We start from the raw sequence: 19,709 nt of genomic DNA on the forward strand, positions 1-19,709 counted from the left end.
CCATAACAAGTAATCAGCATAGGTATAGGTTCGGTCTTTTCCTGGTAATGTCACATGCACCATCCTCACTTCAAGGATTTTTATCAATTATACCATGTTAAGTCGACCTCTCCAATTTCCTACTCACACCTCTGCCTACATTTTTCATTTAAAAGAACCCCCTGACTACAGAGCCAAGGGGTTCACATCATTCATTAATTAGCAGTATTTTTTCTTCCTCTTACCGTTAAAAACACACCTAAACCTACAGCAATTAATAACAAACCTAATGCCAACCAATTATATTGATCGGTCGCAGTCTCTGGTAGCGTTTCTCCGCCATCTTCTGTTTGTTCATCATTGTCTGCTGTATTATCTTCTCCTGTTTCATTACCATTACCTGTGGAACCTTCACCTTCTGATCCACCTTCATTGCCTGATGGATCATCATTACCTGTTCCACCTTCGTCTCCAGAGGAACCATCGCCGCTTGTTCCATCATCCGCTACTTCAAAAACTCCATAGATACTGAAATGAGATACTTCTGCAATCACTTCTGCAGTAGAACTGTCAACACTTTCTGGAATGATTTCCTCTTGTGGTTCACCATTCTCATCAATATAGACAACTCTTAAGTTATCCCAATTTGTAACTTTTTCTGCGTCGACGTTAAATATTAATGTTACTGGTGAATTAAAGCTAATATCTTCACCATTAGATGTTAACGAGAAATCATACAAGTCACTTACCGCATTTGGATTTTTCGACTTAATCGTTTCTGATACTTCTTGCCATTCAAATTCTATATCCTCTTTACCCTTCAGAATCGATACCGGGATTTTCACTTGGACGTTATCCATTTGTAATACAATATAGGCTGTTTTATCTAGCTGGTCCACCACTTCTTTTTTGATAATCGTTTTCTTCGTGTCTACATTCGTTTGATAGACGTTATTGTCTTTCTCTAAATCGTCTACTTGACTAATAACATTGTCTTCCGTTTCCTCGTCCGATGAACCATCTTCTCCATTCTCATCTTCATTGTCAGATGATTCATCACCTTCAGGTTTTTCATAAAGATCCTGCACTTCTTCTACCGAGAGTGCGACTCCATCATAAACACGAACTTCATCCATTAACCCTTTAAACGGTGTATCCCAAAAGTTCACACCTAAACTAAATTGTGCATCTACAGTAGTAAAGACATCAGGGAAATTGGCATCAGAGAACTTCTCTTCCCCATTAATGTATACTTTTGCTTCTCCTTCATTTACAGTAAAAGCAAAGTGTGTCCACTCACCTGCAGGGATAATCGAATCGGATACTGCATCATACCAATCATCGCCATTATGGGACCATACTTTGGTAACGCCATCTCCATTTGGTACAAGGCTGATCCAATTATTTTCTGTTCTAGCACCAAAAAACGTTGTTGTAAATTCTGTTATTTCCTCTGGCTTCATCCATAGAGAAATAGAATATTGATCACTAGCAATTAAACCATCGGCCAACTTCAATCCTGATTCACCATCGAATTGTGCCGCCTGACCAACGATACCGTCCGTAAAGGTAATCTCTCCACCTGTATTATGGATACGATCACCAGTAACCGTAGCATCTTCTTGATTACCTGAGCTATCTGATAAGCCATCATTGAAATCATAAACAGCTGATAAGCCGCCTTCACCTTTTGCCGGAACAGTTACCGTTACAGTTAGCGTTTCTGTAACCTCTCCTAAAGTGATCGTCGCGGTCAAATCTACCTCGGCATCACCAGAACCAAATACTGGTCTATTAACCACTCCTTCCGTTGATATAACATCAGGATTAGAAGATTCCCATGTGATTTCTGTTCCTTGTGTTGCCAATGTTGGTAAAGTAATATCTGATACTGCGCGTTCTGGGAGGCTATCACTTAATTCTTGCTTTACGCCATCTACAACTTCTTGATCGTCTTTACTGTCTACATGGCTTCCCCATATCACAACACCTTCACCTGACATCGCACTAAACGTCATAACCCATTCCTCAGATGTTGGATCATATTGACGAATGAACACGCCATCGTATGTTTCGTCATCAACTGTCAATTCCACTCTGTAGTCATCATAGGGCTCCCATGTACCTGTAACAGCACCAGTAACAGTATGGTCTTCATTTAACTTGACCCAGGTTGATTCTGTTAACTCACCCGTAATTTCCTTACCATGGTTCAAATATTTATAGTCACCAACTACATCTGATTCTGAAACCGCTTCGATTTCTTCACCAGCATAATGATATGGTGTTGGTACTGGCCAGTCATTACTATTTTTAAATGTTTGGTGTACACGAACTTGGTGCATTTCTCCTTCTTGAGGAAAACGTGTATGTGTCACAATAAATTCTTTTCCAAGTTCATCATCAATTAAATAAGAATTGTGACCCGGCGCCATATATCCTGTACCGATTCCCGAACCTTCTTCACCAAAATCTCTTTTAAATAGGAAATTCCCCATCATTTTATTACCAATTTCTTTATGGTCATCATTACCAGGGAAATTACCTACCCCGATATCAAAGCTTTCAGGAAAAACGGCTTCATTTCCGGCCGCATCTACATATGGACCATCAATACTTTCTGATCTGAACTGTCGCATTTGATAGCCACCATCCGAAGCTAGTCCACCATAAGTAATATAGAGGTAATAATAGCCCGTTTCCTCATCATAAACGGCATACGTTCCCTCACCTGATCTTCCATAACCACCAGCAATCTTCGTTCCATAATACCTGTCTATCATTCTACCATCTTCAGTTACTCCATCTTCACCAGGATAAATTGGTGTACCTGTTTCTTTATCCAATTCTAAAATAAATGTTCCACCAGACCATGAACCATACGTCATATACAAGTCGCCATTCTCATCATAGAGAATATTCGCATCGATCGCATTGGTATAAAGCGCATTGTTGAAGTCACCATCTTCAGTAAAATAGTCTGGATTGACTTCATCAATAATTCCCTCGTCAATAAGCTCAGAGAGATTAGTATTTTCCCAATGTTTATTCACATCACTATTATTGTCATAGCTTTCGTAATTCGTAAAACCAGAATAAATGATAGTGTCCGTATATTCATATGGACCTTCAATATCCTTTGAAACCGCTATACCGATAGCTGAGCGAATATAAGTGGAGGAAGCACTATAATAGAGCATATAAGCACCGGTTGAACCATCCTCCCAAACATAATCTTTGTTCCAGAAAATGTCTGGTGCCCATACAGCATAGCCTCCTGAGCTATCGGCATCATCTTCCCCAGCCCATTCAAATGACTCTGCTAGATTAGAAGATAAGTCACCATAAATAGGGTTATTCTCAGGGGTTTGATATTCTCGATCGACTATAGAATTCCAGTTACTTAAATCATTTGATTTAGCAACCGCAATATGTGAACCAAACACATAATAAGTACCATCATCCGCTTTAATAATCGATGGATCATGTACAGAAGCACGGTCAAAATCTATTGAATCGGAATCATCTTGCTCATCACCAAGAACGGTTGACGGTATGATGATCATCAATAAGAGACCAATCATTGATATTTTTTTCACAAAACTTATCATTATTGTTTTTTCCCCTTTCGTTAACTCGTTTGAAAGCGTAGTCATTCTTTTGCGAATTTAATTAAAGTTTGGGCACTTTTGGCGAACTACTAACATTCAGTTAAAATGCATGAAGATAATTTATGATTTCTGTTAGTAGCTATTCTTCACCTTTGGGTTAACCTATGCTAAATCAGCCATCCCTCCTTTATTTGTCACACATTTATAAATCGCTTACAAAATCATTCACCAATAAGATTACTATAAATATATAACTTCCTCAATAAATATCTATTAAAAAAATAAATTTATTAATGAATTAGGATAATATTATCAGATTAATTACCCTATGCGTTTATCAAAAGGGGTTTATAATCTTTTTACCTAATCCGAATATACTTGAGGGTACTATGAGATAATCTCCACTTATCGTTTTTTCACCAAAAAGAACATGACATAATACCTCGGCTCCCGATAACCTAAGAAGATAACTTGACTAGTTTGGTAGATAAATTAATAGATGGGTTGTTATAATATCAGTACATGAAACTTTTTAGGATAGTGCCATTCATTTCAAAAGCTAGGAGGATTTTAATGAAAACCGGAAGAAATGATCCTTGTCCTTGTGGAAGTGGAAAAAAGTATAAAAAGTGCTGTATTGACCAGGAAATAGTTGATTTCAAACCCAAAAAAACCAAAGAAAGTTGGACACCAGAAAAAGTCGATAAGATGACTACTGACTCGATTTTTGCAAAATTAAGAGAACTAGGGGTTGATCGTGATGAGCAATCCTTTGCAAAGGAAATTAAAGCCCAAAAATCAGGGGATGAATTATCTAGCAAATGGGAAGCAAGCAGTAATGTAGATGAATCAAATTCCGATATAGATTTTATTTATCCTGCAATTGCAGTATTAGCCAAACGAATTGCTCCTGAGCACATTTTGGTTAGCGATCTAAATGAAATGATGCAAGACGGCTATGATTTAATCGAATCACAACAAGATGAACAAGCATGTGACCTCTGGTGGAAACTTTGGAAAAGTATATTTAAATGGCTTGTACCCAGACAAGTTGAATCAATTGAACAACTCGACAGACTCACAAGTACCGGTATGATGCAAAGCTTTTTTAATTGGGTACAAGACTTTGAAATGTTGTTGGAAAACACAAGCCAGTATAATAGTCGTTATATAGAAATGCGATATCAATTGGCTACCGAATTTCGCAAACACTTCTCACAATCTAGCTCCCTTACCATGATGAATATGGGAACTGCAGCTGCGGAGTCCTTATTTTTAATAGATAAAATGGAAGAAGCTAATCAGCTTTTTGAACAGTTAGTGCTTGAAGATTATGAAATATTTGATAAAGTCTGGATCTATATTAGGTGGGGAGACCTCTACACGAAGTGGTTTGGGAATAATTATTTTGACCATGAACGAGCACGAGCTTTATATGAAAAAGCGCTAGAACTTGCAGATGACAATTCAAAACGCGATGTAGAAATGCGTATTAAAGACTTAGAAGAGGGGCAATAACTTTGCCTCTTCTTTTTATCTTGTTTAGACTACAGTACTTAAATATAAAATAAGTCATCTGATTCTAAATATTTCTCCATTTTCACTTTTAGTTGATTCACTTCTATTAATTGCTCTGAAAAGAGCCTGAAATTCGCTTCATCCTTATTATCAAGTGCTTGATCGATTTGAAAGTTTAAGTAATTTAAACTCAATTCTATATCTTCCATTAAAAGAATCTGTCCTTTAGCATTATAGTATTCTAAATCCTCAAGAGCTATATAAAAACAATAATAATCAACGACAACAGCCTTAAAATACCAACCATTACCTATTATATATTTTCGTTCATTGGTAACTTTAATGATATCGGCTTGCTCAATTCTTAATACTTCAGTGTGTATAGACCCTGGACAAAAACATTCGATTTGATGTGAGAAAGATTGTCCCACGATAAAATCTCGGTTCATTTCATCACTCTCCTATAGCAGTTTTCAAAGTAAACTTCTTATCCTTCATGATAGTTGTAACTTTTTGCTTTCCTTCCATCTCAGTATCAAACACGCCATAACAAGGACATTCATGGCTATCATTGATATATTCGTCATTAACAATTTCTTGTTCATATACAAAACCACACAACGTACAAAAATGGAAGTCCATCATGGATACCTTCTTTCTTCACACTAAGATAGTTAGTTTAAAGTATCGCAAGCAAAAAAATGAGAACGATTATCAATTACTTTGTTTGATTATAGTTGATAATCATTCTCATTGTCAAACTGTTTTCACCTAATGTATTACTGACGAATATATTATCCTTTTTTAATAATGTTTTAATTGACATTGATAATCATTATCAATTAAAATAGTGGTTGAAACATTAAGGAGGTATCATACATGCCAAAAGTGATCTTATTGTTTTGCAGTATGTCTGGTAATACGGAGGAAATAGCTGAGATCATTGAGTCAAGTATTATCAACCATGGATTAGAAGTGCATAAATTTCAAATGGATATGGACGATATTCCGGTTACAGATTTACTTGAATACGAAGCCATACTATTCGGGACATATACATGGGGAGATGGAGATATTCCCTATGAATTAGAAGATTTCTATGATGACATAGATGACATTGACTTAACTGGAAAAGTTGTAGCACTGTTTGGTTCATGCGATTCGATGTATCCGAATTATGGGGGAGCGATTGAAACATTTGCGAAGCGATTCAAAGAACGTGGGGCAGCGAATGTCTTGTATCATCTAAAAGTAGATTTGACTCCAGATCAAGATGATGTGAAACGATGCCAACAATTCGCTGAGGACTTTGTCGAGCAACTTAACGTTATCGCTGAATAATCGAGAAAATCAATAAGTCGCATAATTTGAGAATAGATTTAACCTGCATAACTATATGAGCTTTGATTATTTCATTTTATTCAAGAAAGCAAAAGCTTTTTCCAAGGAGCAGTGTGAGCTCTTGCTTTAATAAGTGCTTCGCTTCCGGGGATTCTTGTTTCTATTCCTTGGATATAACCATTTTACCCAGAGAAATCACATAATTATGTCTCAACTCCATTAATGAATAGCGAACAAAAACTGAAACTTCTTACAGATACGCACGCAATCGAGGTATCAAATAGGAATTTGAACAGAGTTTTATGATTTAGTACCAATTTAGTATTCAGGAAGAGTCATTTTGGTACTAAAACCTGTTTTAAGTACCATTTTAATTAAATGATTTCTGATTTTGGTACTTAATTGATTATTTAGTACCATTTTGACTTCGTGCGTGTAATTTTTGGTACTTAAATTAAAGCTATATACATCCGAAAAGTTTCAGAAAACGAAATGGTTAGTCATAGCCGTTGACTTGCAGTAGCTATCTTTCAAAATGGGAACTTCATCTGATTAGCTATCTCTGCTTTTTTTATCAATCTCTTTCTACTTACTTATTTATAAGAGTTGTAATACCAAGGGTTATATACATTCTATCCTTAAGAAAAAGGCACCCTTATTCTTCAAGGGTGCCTCTCGCTCTTTATAATTTTGCCCCATTACTCTCAATCACGTCTTGATACCAATAGAACGATTTTTTACGACTTCTATCTAATGTTCCATTACCTTCATCATCTTTATCGACATAGATAAATCCATAACGCTTAGACATTTCACCGGTTGAGGCACTTACTAAATCAATACAACCCCAAGCAGTGTAACCCATTAGATCGACACCGTCTTCGATAGCTTCACCCATTGCAACGATATGGTCACGCAAGTATTCAATGCGATAATCATCTTGAATAGAACCATCTTCTTCTACTTTGTCATAGGCGCCTAAACCATTTTCCACAATAAACAGTGGTATGCGATAACGATCATATAACTGATTTAAGGAAATCCGTAAACCGATCGGATCGATTTCCCAGCCCCAGTCACTCGCTTTCAAGAAAGGATTACGAACACCTGACATAATATTACCGTCCGCACCCGCTTGATCCGATTTATCTAATTTTTCGGTGCGAGACATGTAATAACTAAAGCCAATATAATCGACGGTATGTTCTTTGATTAATGCTAAATCGCCTTCTCTAATATCTAATTCAATATTATTTTCTTTAAAGTAACGCTTCATAAATGCCGGGTATTCACCGCGAACTTGCACGTCTGCACAATAATAATTAAACAGGCGTTCTTCTTCTAAGGCGTACATGACATTTTCAGGACTGGAGTCAAAAGAATATACAGGCGCATAAATAATCATACAGCCAATTTTTGCATCTGGAATAATTTCATGACAAGCTTTCACCGCTAAACTACTTGCGACAAATTGATGGTGAAAGGCTTGGAATGTTGGCGTATATTTATCTTCTTCCTTTTCAATAGAAAAACCTAAGCCCATAATTGGCATCACTAACCCACTATTGATCTCATTAAAGGTCATCCAATATTTCACTTTATCTTTATAACGATTAAAGATAGCTAGTACATATCGCTCGAAGAATGTTACCACTTCACGACTTCTCCAACCACCATAATTTTTCACTAAATTTACTGGCATCTCATAGTGCGAAATGGTTACAACTGGTTCAATGCCATGCTTGTGTAATTCATCAAATACACGATCATAGAAAGCAAGACCTTCTTCATTTGGCTCTTTTTCATCGCCTTGTGGAAAAATACGAGTCCAAGCAATCGACATACGGAATACTTTAAAACCCATTTCAGCAAATAACGCAATATCTTCTTTGTAGCGATGATAAAAGTCGATTGCTTCATGGTTAGGATACGTATATTTTTCCTTATCGATTTCAAAATTAAAGCCTGGTTCTTTCAAAATATTTAGACGTCCTTTACCACCTGGTAGGACATCCGCAATATTTAATCCTTTATTACCTTCATGAAAGCCACCTTCGATTTGATTAGCGGCAGTTGCTCCACCCCACAGGAAATTTTCAGGGAATTGATAGGTTTTATTAGTCATTATGTTGCCTCCTTAATCTAGATTTTCTCCATTCGATTCAATCACTTGCTTATACCAATCAAAACTTTGCTTCTTACTTCTGTTCAACGTTCCTTTTCCTTCATTATCACGGTCTACATAAATATAGCCATAACGTTTTTTCATTTCACCTGTTGAGGCACTTACGATATCAATTGGTCCCCAACTTGTATAGCCAATGATTTCGACACCATCTTTCAGTGCTTCCCCCATTTGTTTGATATGTTCACGTAAATAAACAATCCGATAATCATCTCTTATTTCGTTATCTTCATCCAATTGATCAATCGCACCTAAACCATTTTCCACAACAAATAACGGCTTTTGATAACGATCATATAGTTGATTAGCGGTAATACGGAAACCTTTCGGATCTATCGTCCAGCCCCATTCAGAAGCCTCTAAGTATGGATTGGTAATTGAATCAAATACGTTTCCACCTGTTGTATCTTTTAAAACTTCTGGATCTGTACTCGTAGCACGAGAACTGTAATAACTAAAGCCTATATAATCGACGGTATACTTGCTTAATAATTCCTCATCATCCGCTTCCATCTCAAGCTCAATATTATTTTCTGCAAAGAAGCGCTTCGCATAACCTGGATACTTACCTCGAGACTGCACATCAATAAAGAAGAAGGATTCACGATCTTGATCCATCGCTTTTTGGATATCATCCGGGTTACAAGAATATGGATACGTCATACCAGCTGCCAACATACAACCGACTTGCGCTTCAGGAATGATCTCATGACCTGCTTTTACAGCTAAAGCACTTGCAACTAATTGATGATGAGCTGCTTGATACATGACTTGCTGTTTGTCTTCCCCTTCTTTAAAGATAAGACCTGCCCCAACATATGGTAAGTGCAACAACATATTAATCTCATTAAAGGTTAACCAATACTTCACTTTATCTTTGTACCTAGTAAAAACGGTTTTGGCATATTTCTCAAAAAAGTCTACTACTTTTCTATTTTTCCAACTGCCATATTCTTTTACCAAGTGAACAGGCACATCAAAATGGGCCAATGTCACCACTGGTTCTATTCCATATTTGTTTAATTCATCAAACACATCATCGTAAAATTGTAATCCAGCTTCATTAGGTTCTGCGTCATCACCATTTGGAAAAATGCGTGCCCATGAAATAGATAGACGAAATGATTTAAAGCCCATTTCTGCAAAAAGGGCAATATCTTCTTTATAGCGATGATAGAAATCAATCGCCTGATGAGATGGATAGAATTCATCTTCTTTTGGTGTATAGTTTTCCACTTTTCCTAACATAATCGGAAAACGATTTTCTCCTGTTGGTAAAAGATCAACCGTTGTTAATCCTTTCCCACCTTCTAAATAAGCACCTTCTATTTGGTTCGCTGCTACAGCACCACCCCAAAGAAAATTTTTTGGAAAATTGTTTGTCATTATAAAGTCCCCCTATTACTATGTGAAAAAGGAGCCTTTGACAGCCCCTTTTTCTTTATTTAGTTGTTAATTCAAGCACAGTACTTTCTGAAGTTACATTTGCTTGTTCAATTATTTTTAGTTGATATTGGTCATGGTTCGTTATAACTACTGGTGTTGTAATCTGAAAACCAGCCTTTTGAATTTTATCTATATCAAAAGTTAGCAGTTCTTGACCTTTTTCTACTCGTTCTCCTTGTTGTAAGGATGTTTCGAAATATTTTCCTTCTAGTTGAACCGTATCTAAACCAACATGGATTAAGATCTCTGCACCATTATCAGAAGTAATACCGATCGCATGCTTTGTTGGGAATAAAGCAGAAATCGTACCTGAAACAGGTGATACTAATTTACCTTCTGTCGGTTCAATGGCAACACCTTTTCCAAGAGCTCCAGATGCGAATGCAGTATCATCAATTTCTTCTAACTTTCTCATTTCTCCTATTAAAGGACTGGTAATTACCTCACTTTTCACTTCTGTTTCGTTATCAGTAGAATCTGTTGGTTCTTCTGCTACTTCAGGTTCTGTTTCTTGTTTTCCGATACCTCCAAAGAAGTACGTTAGAACAAAAGCCAATATCGCTGCGACAACCATCGCAATAATAGAAGCTACAAAGGATAGATTCAATCCTTCTTCAGGATGAATGAAACTTGGCATCTGGAAGACACCTAGGCCAGCCATATTGTAACCTAGTGTTCCAAACGCACCTAGTATGGCACCCCCAACAGCTGAAGCTACTACAGTATAAACAAATGGCCATTTAAGTGGTAATGCAACACCATACATACCTGGCTCTGTTACACCAAATATTGCTGAAACAATCGCTGGTGGCGTTAGTGCTTTTGTTTTTTGATTTTTCGTTCTAATGATTACAGCAATTAAGGCACCTGCTAATGCAAATGAGTGTGCAAATATTAAAGCTAGAATTGGATCTTGTCCAAGTGTTGCAAAGTTATTAAGAGCGACTGGTACAAGGCCCCAATGTAGGCCAAACATAACAAACACTAACCAAAAACCACCAATAAATATACCGGCAATAATTGGGCTTAATTCATAGATGCCAACACTTGCTGCCCCTAATAATTGACTTGCCCAAGTCGCAATTGGACCAATAATAATAAAAGTTAATGGTATAATGATGAGCATCGTTAACAATGGTACTAGGAACATCTTGAGGACATTTGGAACTACTTTCGCAAAAGTTGTTTCTAATTTAGCTGCAAAGAATGCTGCAATAATAATCGGAATAACCGACATCGAATATGTCATTAAAATCACCGGAATACCTAAAAATTCAATATATACTGGTGATTCAAACATCGTTCCTGCAAATAACGTATACAACGGCTCACCTGACTCTGGTATCACTTCCAAATCCGGATAGACTAATGCCATCGCAATAACCATACCTAAGAACGGGGTTCCACCAAATTTTTTCATTGCGGTATAACCTAAAATGATTGGTAAGAAGTAGAATAGTCCATCGCCAATTGCATTTAAAATTTGATAGGTTCCACCCTGTTCATCTAATAAGCCAACTGCTACAAACAGTGCATTAAAACCTTTTAACACACCAGATGCTACTAATACCGCAAGAATAGGTGTGAAAATACCAGAGATCATATCGATAAAACGATTCAACAAATTACCTTTTTCTTCGTCTTGATCTACTTCACCTTTTGCTTCAAATCCACCTTCAGCAACGACCGCTTTATAAACATCTGCTACATGATTTCCAATAACGACTTGATATTGACCGCCACTTTTACGAACGGTCACCACACCATCCATTTTATTTAATGCTTCCGTATTCGCTTTACTTTCATCTTTTAATTTAAAACGGAGTCGTGTAATACAATGAACGACACTGTTGACGTTTTCTTTCCCACCAACATGTTGAATAATATCTTTTGCTAACTGTTGATATTTCATAGCTCTTTCACCTCTCTGTTTGATGTTTTTATGAAAGCTTTCATTTTTTACATGTAAGGGTTTTACTTAAGGCAAATAAAAAACCTGAACGAATTGGATCCTACACGCATAGTGATAGCTGTGCGCTTCCAACTCATTCAGGTTATGCCCTATTAAGGTAACATTCCTTACTTTTCCTATAGGTTTTGTTACATTTAATTTATCATCTTCTCATCCAGATGTCAATAAAAATCCTAAAGCGTTTTCTCTTTCTTTAATTAGTTCTCTTTTTGTCGATAGGTAACGCGGTGAATATGAACCGTTAAATAGACCATTTCATCCTTGGTTAGGAACCAATTATAATTCTTTTCTAAAAAAGTGGCTATTTTTTCCGTGCATTTGTATGCATGGTGATATTTATTTTGTACTTGCTCATAAAAGAAATCATCAATTGTTTCTTCCATATTCTCTTTCCTTAAAAATCGCACTGTAAAGAAACGTAAATGAGTTAAAAATCGTTCATAATTAATCGAGTTTTCATCTAATTCTGTTTTATAATGATATTTCACGATATTTAAAACCTTGTTGACAACATCTGTTACTTGAACAGCCATTTCCATGTTTTCCCCAGATAACTGACTATTTACTAAATGAAGAGCAATAGAAGCTGCTTCATCCTCATTCATTCTAATACCAGTATAATCTTCAATAATATCCAATGAGTGTAAACCAATTTCAAATTCTTTTTTATAATATTTGCGAATCTCAAATAACAATGTGTTTTTTAGCTGAATGCCTTCTTTCATTCTCGTAATCGCAAAACTGATATGATCTGTTAATGCGATATATAAATAGTCATTCAACTTATACGGCAAAATAGACCGCGCATATACATAAATCTCAGAAGCAATATCCAAATATTTATCGGAGGTATTTTGTAATAACTGATTTAGTTTTTCACTTGTACCGGTATCCTGTAAGACAAAATGCTTCTCGATTTTTTCCTCATCAATGTTTTGTCCCACTTTTTTCTGAAATGCTAAACCTTTCCCCATAACAACCATTTCTTGACCATGTTGGTTAGTAGTGACGACGACATTATTATTTAGCACTTTATTTATCTTCATATCAGTCATCCTTTTATTCAATATTTTTGGACGTTAAACATATTTTACCGCACTATGACAAAAGGAAAAATGCTTTTAATCATTTGTAATTAAGAAAAGCGCAGAGCGCCCGCTTAGAAACGTAGCGACTGGAACGAATTAACTGAGATAAAGGAATCACGGTGAGTTTACGAACCGATGATGACTTATCGTAGGGCAATTCGTGAAGTCGCCTAGTTTCTGGGCGCTCGGAGCTAGACATCTGCTCAAAATTTATACTTTCTTATCTTACAAAAAAACCCAAGCTATTGAATAAAACATACTACCCACGTCTAATTACGGGCGATGTACTATTCAATAACTTAGGTTTTGCCTGCTTGATCAGTAACAATCCTAAAAACAGATAATATTTTTGTAAGCGTTTATATAATTAATTATAACTACATTTGAACAGATGTCAAGGGGGAAGGCGGGACTTTTCAATTAGTAGGTTTTGGATCTCCATTTAATTACTCTTTTTCTGGGTATTTTCAAAAGCTCTATTTATTGTTTTAGAGTAACAGCCCAATCGAGGTTATAGTGGAAAACATATTTTACTCATTCTTAGGTCTTAAGTAATTATATCTACCAGATGAATAGGCAATTTCTTTCGTAATAAGTACTAAACAAAGCTTCCTTCATACCTGAACATGAGTTGGACAATTTTCAACTTGCATTCATCTGCTTCTCGTCATCTGTATATTTCGTGATGTCATACAATAAATATTCAAAATTAGGAATGAATACTTTCACATCTTCTGGTTGATGAAATCCATTAATCCAAGCACTAAGTGATCTGGGAAGATGCCACTTACATTACAAAATGATGATGTGAGTGTTTCCAACTTTGTATACTATGCTACAAAGATGGATTATTCGACACTTACAACAACTAAGAAATAGTCTATTACTTCCCAGTATTCCATTCGAAGTTCACTGATGGTATGTATTTTATAAACTTACCAAGGTTGATATCAAAATATCTTTCGATGGTTTCTTTTAAGTCCTCTTCTAATTTAATAAATTCTTCAGATAAATATGTAAGATCAAAAATATAGTATCTTTTATGTTCTGCCCATATAGACATTAAGCGAGCTCTTTTGCCAAACGGAATTAGAGATAAGATAGCTCCTTCATCATAATCATCAAATTCCAACGAATAATAATGAAACTCTTGAATAACATTATATTTATTAGTTGCTATTTTCCAATTGTAGAGGTATTTATAAAATTCTAAGATAGGGAACTCTTCTTGGTCAAAATAACACTCGCTGTTAATAAATAGCTTGAACCTTGCAGAGACATTTAAGATAGCAGAAACATCTTTTCTCTGTTTATTTGAAATATCGCTTTTAGCACTTGTAAACTGGTAGTAAAACTCTATTTGACTGGATAAGCTGTCCATATGATCTCCCTCTATACTTTAGTGATTATATTCAAAATATAACTATGGAGTAACTGTTGAATAGGTTATATAGAGTCAACACATTGCCTTATCAATAACTTATTTTGCTTAATTGTTCATTTACCATATCCTTATCAAATGGTTGATACCCTACCGATTCTGCCCAATTTAACATCCATTCTCTATCCCGATCATCCTTTGACTGAATAACCTCAAGAAAATTGCAATAACCCGTAATCCCACCAACATTTTCTGGAGGTGTTGTTCCGTCACCATCTAGACAAACTGGATATCTGGGATCATAATCGTCAATCCATTCCTCTACTTCGATAAAATGTTGCCAATCATCTCCTAAGTCATACGTATAAACAATACTCTTATATTTATCTAATACATCTCTTAACGCTATTTGATGAGCATATTTCATTTTTTGCCCATCTTCTCGATAAGCAAAAGCTTCTGGGTGAGAAACAAGTGTGTAATTTGCATCTGGTAAGTAATAATCTGTAAATGATGGTTGTTGTTGATAAAAAGTAAATTCATACAAATGGCTATTGGTCCAATTAAAAGCTATTTGTAAGATATCATGCAGACTAGCAAATGTTTGATTAATCGATACCACTAATCTTCGCCATACTTGTTGTCCCTCTAATTTTAATGTCACTTTTAATTGGACAGCTGGTTGTTGAAATGCTTTTTTACCTACTTTCCTCTCCAAGACATGTTGTAATTCTTCGATTGGTTTTATATATTCTCCGCTGCTTGATTTGTGTAAAGAACTATTTACCTTTCTAGACACGCTTGGTTGTATCATTGATTCAGAATTAGCCTCATACATAAAAAATTCCATCTCTTGTATTATCTGATTTAGCGAGGCTACCATTTTTCGACCTTTTGTTGATGTATACGATAAGTCTTCCGCTACTAACTCTTTTTGGATAATCTGTTCATTAAATCCATCTGCTATAAGAGTATCCGTTATTGCCTGCTTTACTAATTGTTCAAAATTTTTGACGTCTTTCGCTTTCACACCATATAAAATGACTGTGTAAAGACTTATATCATGCACTAGGATGATTGTATTTTTCCGATCGATCTTTTTAAAATGTGCATGCCACCCTACTAATGGAGCAGCGAGTTCCTGTTTTGGCTCGGGGTCTACTTTTAAGTATTTTTGCAAAGCTTTTGTGGATTGGATTAACATCTTAGCTACGCTCCTTATGATTGATTTCTTTCTGACTTCATTATCCTCTGTTAATACTATTAACTAGTTATTAAATTCGTCATACCTTTTGGTTCTTCTTTGTACTAAACCGACTAAATAAGCATTTTACGAAATCGACTATCTGATATTCATTTAAACTGCTATATTTGCCAATGGCTATATCCTAAAACCATTCTCCATTAATTGTAACATTAAACATATATATTAACTGTGATAACAGTATTTCAGTTAAGAAAAAATTATAACACCATATCTTTTTAATTATCTAATATCTGTAGTTTTAATGAATAGTGATATCTTTCTATAACAAGCGACGACTATGCTATTATTAAAATAAACAATTGATTTAGAGCCAAGAAATTTTATAAAAAGAAATTCAATGATTAAAAACAATGTTATGAAGGAAATTGATCTTGTCATTAAAAATATATGGAAAGAGGATTTAAGTATTGATTATGATCAAAATTATCGTCTTAAAGAAGATTCTATGAAAAATGCTTTCTATTTTCATTTGCGAACTAGGCTAGGTAATGATTTTGTTCCAATTGGGTAAGATGAATATTAGCGTAAGGCAGGTAAGGAGGAACGAATCATGCATGACTTAGATTTACACCATATCTTTCAACTCGGCCTTATTTTAGTTATGCTTGCGGCTGGTATTACCGCGATTGCCAAGAAGTTCAAACAACCTTATCCCATTGCATTAGTCATTGTCGGGACCATTATTGGTCTAGTAAATATTCCTTTCTTAGAACCATTAAAAGAATTTATTACAGAAGGCGAAGTTTTTAATTTTGTCATTATTACATTGTTCTTACCTGCATTATTAGGGGAAGCAGCATTAAAACTACCCTTCTCACATTTAAATGATAACAAAAAGCCAATTCTTGCTTTAGCATTTGGTGGAACCTTCGTATCTTTTATTATTATCGGTTTTTCTTCTATGTGGCTTTTACACTTTTCTATTCCTGCAGCATTTGTATTTGCAGCATTAATGAGTGCCACTGACCCTGTTAGTGTTTTGTCCATTTTCAAAAGTGTAGGCGTTAAAAAAAGGCTTGCTACTGTTATTGAAGGAGAAAGTTTATTTAATGATGGGTTAGCGGTTGTCTTATTTAATATATCAGCTTTTTCTTTAATCTCTTATCTTGACTTAGGATTATTAGGTGCAGGTTATGGATTATGGGAATTTATAAAAGTAGTATCATTAGGTTTGATAACTGGGGCATTACTAGGTTATGTATTCTCACGTCTAACCAGATACTTCGATGATTACCCATTGGAGATCATCTTTAGTATTATTCTCTTTTACAGCGCGTTCCTAATAGCTGAAAGTATTCATGCTTCTGGGGTAATAGCAGTTGTTGTTGCTGCTCTTACATTTGGAAACTATGGTTCAAGTATTGGCATGAGCCCTGCAACTAAACTAAATATAAGTAACTTTTGGGATGTCGTAACATTACTTGCCAATTCTCTCGTCTTTTTAATGGTCGGACTAGAAATTACAAGAATCAATGTAGCAGAAAACTGGGGATACATTTTTATCGCCATTCTCATCGTTCTAATTGCCAGAAGTATTGCGGTATATAGTAGCCTTTTCTTCATCAAAAACATCCCACTCACATGGAAACACATTCTAAATTGGGGTGGTCTAAAGGGATCATTATCGATCGCGCTTGTGCTTAGTCTTCCAAGGGATTTTGAAGGCCGGGAGGAAATTTTACTCATGGCTTTTAGTGTCGTATTGTTTTCCCTTGTTGCCCAAGGCCTTTCGATCAAACCGCTTATTTCATGGCTAGGTGTGAACAAAAAGGAAAAAAGCTATCAAGAGTATGAAGCACTTATTACACGCTCCCATCGATTGGAAACAGGTATTCAGGAAATCATCAAGGTTAGAAAGAATTTATTTGTATCAGAATTAGTATCAGAAGAGATTATTGATGAATTTGAGAAAGAGCGTACGGCATTGCATAACGAAATTGAAGAGCTCTTCCGTAACTACCCTGAACTGAAGGAAAAACAGAAAATGGCCCTATTGAAACTTTCACTCTATGCACAACACGAGGCAATTAACCATTTATTAAGGGAAGAGATTATTTCCAATGAGGTTGCGGAAAAAGAACAAGATCTAGTTACCAATAAGATCGTCGAATTGGAAGATGGACATTGATACGATATTTTCGGAAGAGATGAACGAGAGCAAAACGCTCTAGTAACTGACCATTTCTCTCCACAATCAGAAGGGAGTATACGTTATTCCAAAAGAAGCGAGGGGTGCCTTGCTCTTAGTCCCCTTCTCCATTACCTTGACCTGCTCTACATTACTTATTAAAACTCTCTTCGTTAAGTTAATAAATAATCCATTTTCAACGACGCCTACTAAAGACTGTAAATCCCTATTTAATTTCTTGGGATCTAATATTTTTTCAAATTTACAATCTAAAATATAATCCCCATTGACTGTTCGACGTTCTAGTTCACACATTTGTGTTTTATTGTATGGATATTGTTATCGTTCATTTCTGCATGCCTTGTTATAAATTGGAGATAATGATGTATAGATTACATATCATAGGAGGTAAATAACGATGCAAATGAAAGGCGCAGTTATCCATGAAAAAGGACAGGAATTTAAAATTGAAGATTTAGAGCTTTCTGAACCAAAGGAAAATGAAGTACTCGTGAAAGTAGTTGCGGCGGGGGTTTGTCACACTGATGCAGTTGCACGCGACCAGATGATTCCAGTGCCACTCCCTGCTGTACTCGGCCATGAAGGGGCAGGTATTATAGAAAAGGTCGGCTCCGGTGTTGAAACAGTGGAACCAGGTGATCATGTTGTTTTATCTTTTTCATCTTGTGGACACTGTGAGAATTGTCTAACGGGGCATCCAGCTTCTTGTATCTATTTAAATGATTTCAATTTCGGAGGCAGAATGCAGGATGGTACACACCGTATTCACCAAGGAGATCAAGAGATGTCAACCTTCTTTGGTCAGTCGTCATTTGGCACATACGCTGTTTCGAACGAAAGAAACGTAGTGAAAGTAGATAAAGACGTCGATCTTCATTTACTTGGTCCTTTAGGATGCGGGATCCAAACTGGAGCTGGAACCGTCATTAATAAATTGCAACCTGCATTTGGATCAACACTTGCAATATTTGGGTGTGGTGCTGTAGGGCTAAGCGCAATTATGGCCGCTAAAATAATAGGATGTGCTAAAATCATTGCAATCGATTTACACGACAGTAGATTAGAATTAGCAAAAGAATTAGGTGCAACACATGTTATCAATGGATCTGCAGTGGACACGGTAGAAGAGATCAGAAAAATAACCGACGGAGGAATAAATTACGCAGTTGAAACTACAGGTGTTTCATCGGTAGTTGTTCAATCCATACAATCACTACGAAGTTTAGGTACTGTTGCAGTAGTTGGAGCAACTGGAGAAGTGACACTAAACGTTCAAGAAGACCTATTGAATGAAGGAAGATCCATCATAGCAGTAGTTGAAGGAGATTCTATTCCTCAATTATTCATTCCACAGCTTATCGAGTATTATAAAAAAGGGCTGTTTCCTTTTGATAAATTAGTGAAATTCTACGACTTAGAAGAAATTAATCAAGCATTTGCTGATTCTGGAGATGGAATTACGATAAAACCTATTTTAAAAATGTAATAAGACTTCTCTCTTAAACTGGTGTGAAGGCGGCATTGAACCCCGGACTCACACCAGTCACTTATAATTGATAGAAAATGGAAATAATGATAATCAGCTCCCAAAGAGTTGTTCCCTTCGATCTCTACTTGCTACCAAGTAATCTTTTAGTTAGTTACTGCCTCTACTTTAATTCTTCCTGCTAAAATGGTAACAATTATGCTACAAATACTAATGATAGTACCTAAAACAGCGACTAACATCACCGAAACACTAGGATTGAACTACCCCCACTTAACCTCCTTTC

The 19,709-nt window shown here is 35.9% G+C and carries 15 protein-coding genes; 5 read left to right on the top strand and 10 right to left on the bottom strand.

Translation table 11 applies throughout. The annotated features are described in order from the left end of the window. Window positions 1-194 precede the first annotated feature (194 nt). Window positions 195-3,590, bottom strand: coding sequence for a LamG-like jellyroll fold domain-containing protein (locus GHT08_RS10785; protein WP_163581418.1), 3,396 nt, complete (start codon window positions 3,588-3,590; stop codon window positions 195-197). 573 nt (window positions 3,591-4,163) lie between these two features. Between GHT08_RS10785 and GHT08_RS22045 the strand changes: the two genes are divergently transcribed. Next, entirely contained in the window at window positions 4,164-5,108 is a 945-nt protein-coding gene (locus GHT08_RS22045; protein ID WP_238343550.1) for a YecA family protein, read from the top strand. 38 nt (window positions 5,109-5,146) lie between these two features. On the opposite strand, the gene GHT08_RS10795 is transcribed toward GHT08_RS22045, so the two are convergent. Together GHT08_RS10795 and GHT08_RS10800 are read right to left on the bottom strand one after the other, a co-directional pair. Further along, window positions 5,147-5,557 (bottom strand): IDEAL domain-containing protein, encoded by a 411-nt coding sequence (locus tag GHT08_RS10795; protein WP_163581419.1) that lies wholly within the window; start codon window positions 5,555-5,557, stop codon window positions 5,147-5,149. Window positions 5,558-5,561: 4 nt separating this feature from the next. Continuing rightward, window positions 5,562-5,750 carry a hypothetical protein gene (locus GHT08_RS10800; protein WP_163581420.1) on the bottom strand — a complete coding sequence of 63 codons (189 nt, stop codon included), beginning with the start codon at window positions 5,748-5,750 and terminating at the stop codon, window positions 5,562-5,564. A 237-nt stretch (window positions 5,751-5,987) separates the two neighbouring features. On the opposite strand from GHT08_RS10800, the gene GHT08_RS10805 reads away from it, so the two are divergent. Next, on the top strand, window positions 5,988-6,449 hold the full coding sequence (locus GHT08_RS10805; RefSeq protein WP_163581421.1) for a flavodoxin: 462 nt from the start codon (window positions 5,988-5,990) through the stop codon (window positions 6,447-6,449). 682 nt (window positions 6,450-7,131) lie between these two features. Here the strand turns inward: GHT08_RS10805 and GHT08_RS10810 are convergent. From GHT08_RS10810 to GHT08_RS10835, 6 genes are all read right to left on the bottom strand, one after another. Then, on the bottom strand, window positions 7,132-8,574 hold the full coding sequence (locus GHT08_RS10810) for a glycoside hydrolase family 1 protein (protein WP_163581422.1): 1,443 nt from the start codon (window positions 8,572-8,574) through the stop codon (window positions 7,132-7,134). A gap of 12 nt (window positions 8,575-8,586) precedes the next feature. Then, window positions 8,587-10,020 (bottom strand): 6-phospho-beta-glucosidase, encoded by a 1,434-nt coding sequence (locus GHT08_RS10815; RefSeq protein WP_163581423.1) that lies wholly within the window; start codon window positions 10,018-10,020, stop codon window positions 8,587-8,589. Between the two features lie 55 nt (window positions 10,021-10,075). Then, window positions 10,076-11,992, bottom strand: a complete 1,917-nt coding sequence (locus tag GHT08_RS10820) for a beta-glucoside-specific PTS transporter subunit IIABC (RefSeq protein ID WP_163581424.1) — start codon at window positions 11,990-11,992, stop codon at window positions 10,076-10,078. Between the two features lie 257 nt (window positions 11,993-12,249). Beyond that, window positions 12,250-13,098, bottom strand: coding sequence for a BglG family transcription antiterminator LicT (licT, locus tag GHT08_RS10825; protein WP_163581425.1), 849 nt, complete (start codon window positions 13,096-13,098; stop codon window positions 12,250-12,252). 925 nt (window positions 13,099-14,023) lie between these two features. Next, complete coding sequence (locus GHT08_RS10830; RefSeq protein ID WP_163581426.1) at window positions 14,024-14,521, bottom strand: DUF7878 domain-containing protein; 498 nt, start codon at window positions 14,519-14,521, stop codon at window positions 14,024-14,026. Window positions 14,522-14,612: 91 nt separating this feature from the next. Continuing rightward, window positions 14,613-15,725 carry a plasmid pRiA4b ORF-3 family protein gene (locus GHT08_RS10835; protein WP_163581427.1) on the bottom strand — a complete coding sequence of 371 codons (1,113 nt, stop codon included), beginning with the start codon at window positions 15,723-15,725 and terminating at the stop codon, window positions 14,613-14,615. Between the two features lie 400 nt (window positions 15,726-16,125). On the opposite strand from GHT08_RS10835, the gene GHT08_RS10840 reads away from it, so the two are divergent. After that, a complete protein-coding gene (locus tag GHT08_RS10840; RefSeq protein WP_163581428.1) occupies window positions 16,126-16,299 on the top strand; it encodes a hypothetical protein in 174 nt (57 codons plus the stop codon). A gap of 39 nt (window positions 16,300-16,338) precedes the next feature. Next, window positions 16,339-17,916 carry a Na+/H+ antiporter gene (locus GHT08_RS10845; protein ID WP_163581429.1) on the top strand — a complete coding sequence of 526 codons (1,578 nt, stop codon included), beginning with the start codon at window positions 16,339-16,341 and terminating at the stop codon, window positions 17,914-17,916. A 66-nt stretch (window positions 17,917-17,982) separates the two neighbouring features. Here GHT08_RS10845 and GHT08_RS10850 read toward each other — a convergent pair whose 3' ends face one another. Further along, entirely contained in the window at window positions 17,983-18,231 is a 249-nt protein-coding gene (locus GHT08_RS10850) for a ribose-5-phosphate isomerase A (RefSeq protein WP_163581430.1), read from the bottom strand. A 103-nt stretch (window positions 18,232-18,334) separates the two neighbouring features. Here GHT08_RS10850 and GHT08_RS10855 point away from each other — a divergent pair, with 103 nt between their 5' ends. Continuing rightward, window positions 18,335-19,423, top strand: coding sequence for an NAD(P)-dependent alcohol dehydrogenase (locus GHT08_RS10855; RefSeq protein ID WP_163581431.1), 1,089 nt, complete (start codon window positions 18,335-18,337; stop codon window positions 19,421-19,423). Window positions 19,424-19,709: the final 286 nt, after the last annotated feature.

The sequence above is a fragment of the Gracilibacillus saliphilus genome, from assembly GCF_010994085.1.
GTDB lineage: Bacteria > Bacillota > Bacilli > Bacillales > Amphibacillaceae > Gracilibacillus > Gracilibacillus lacisalsi.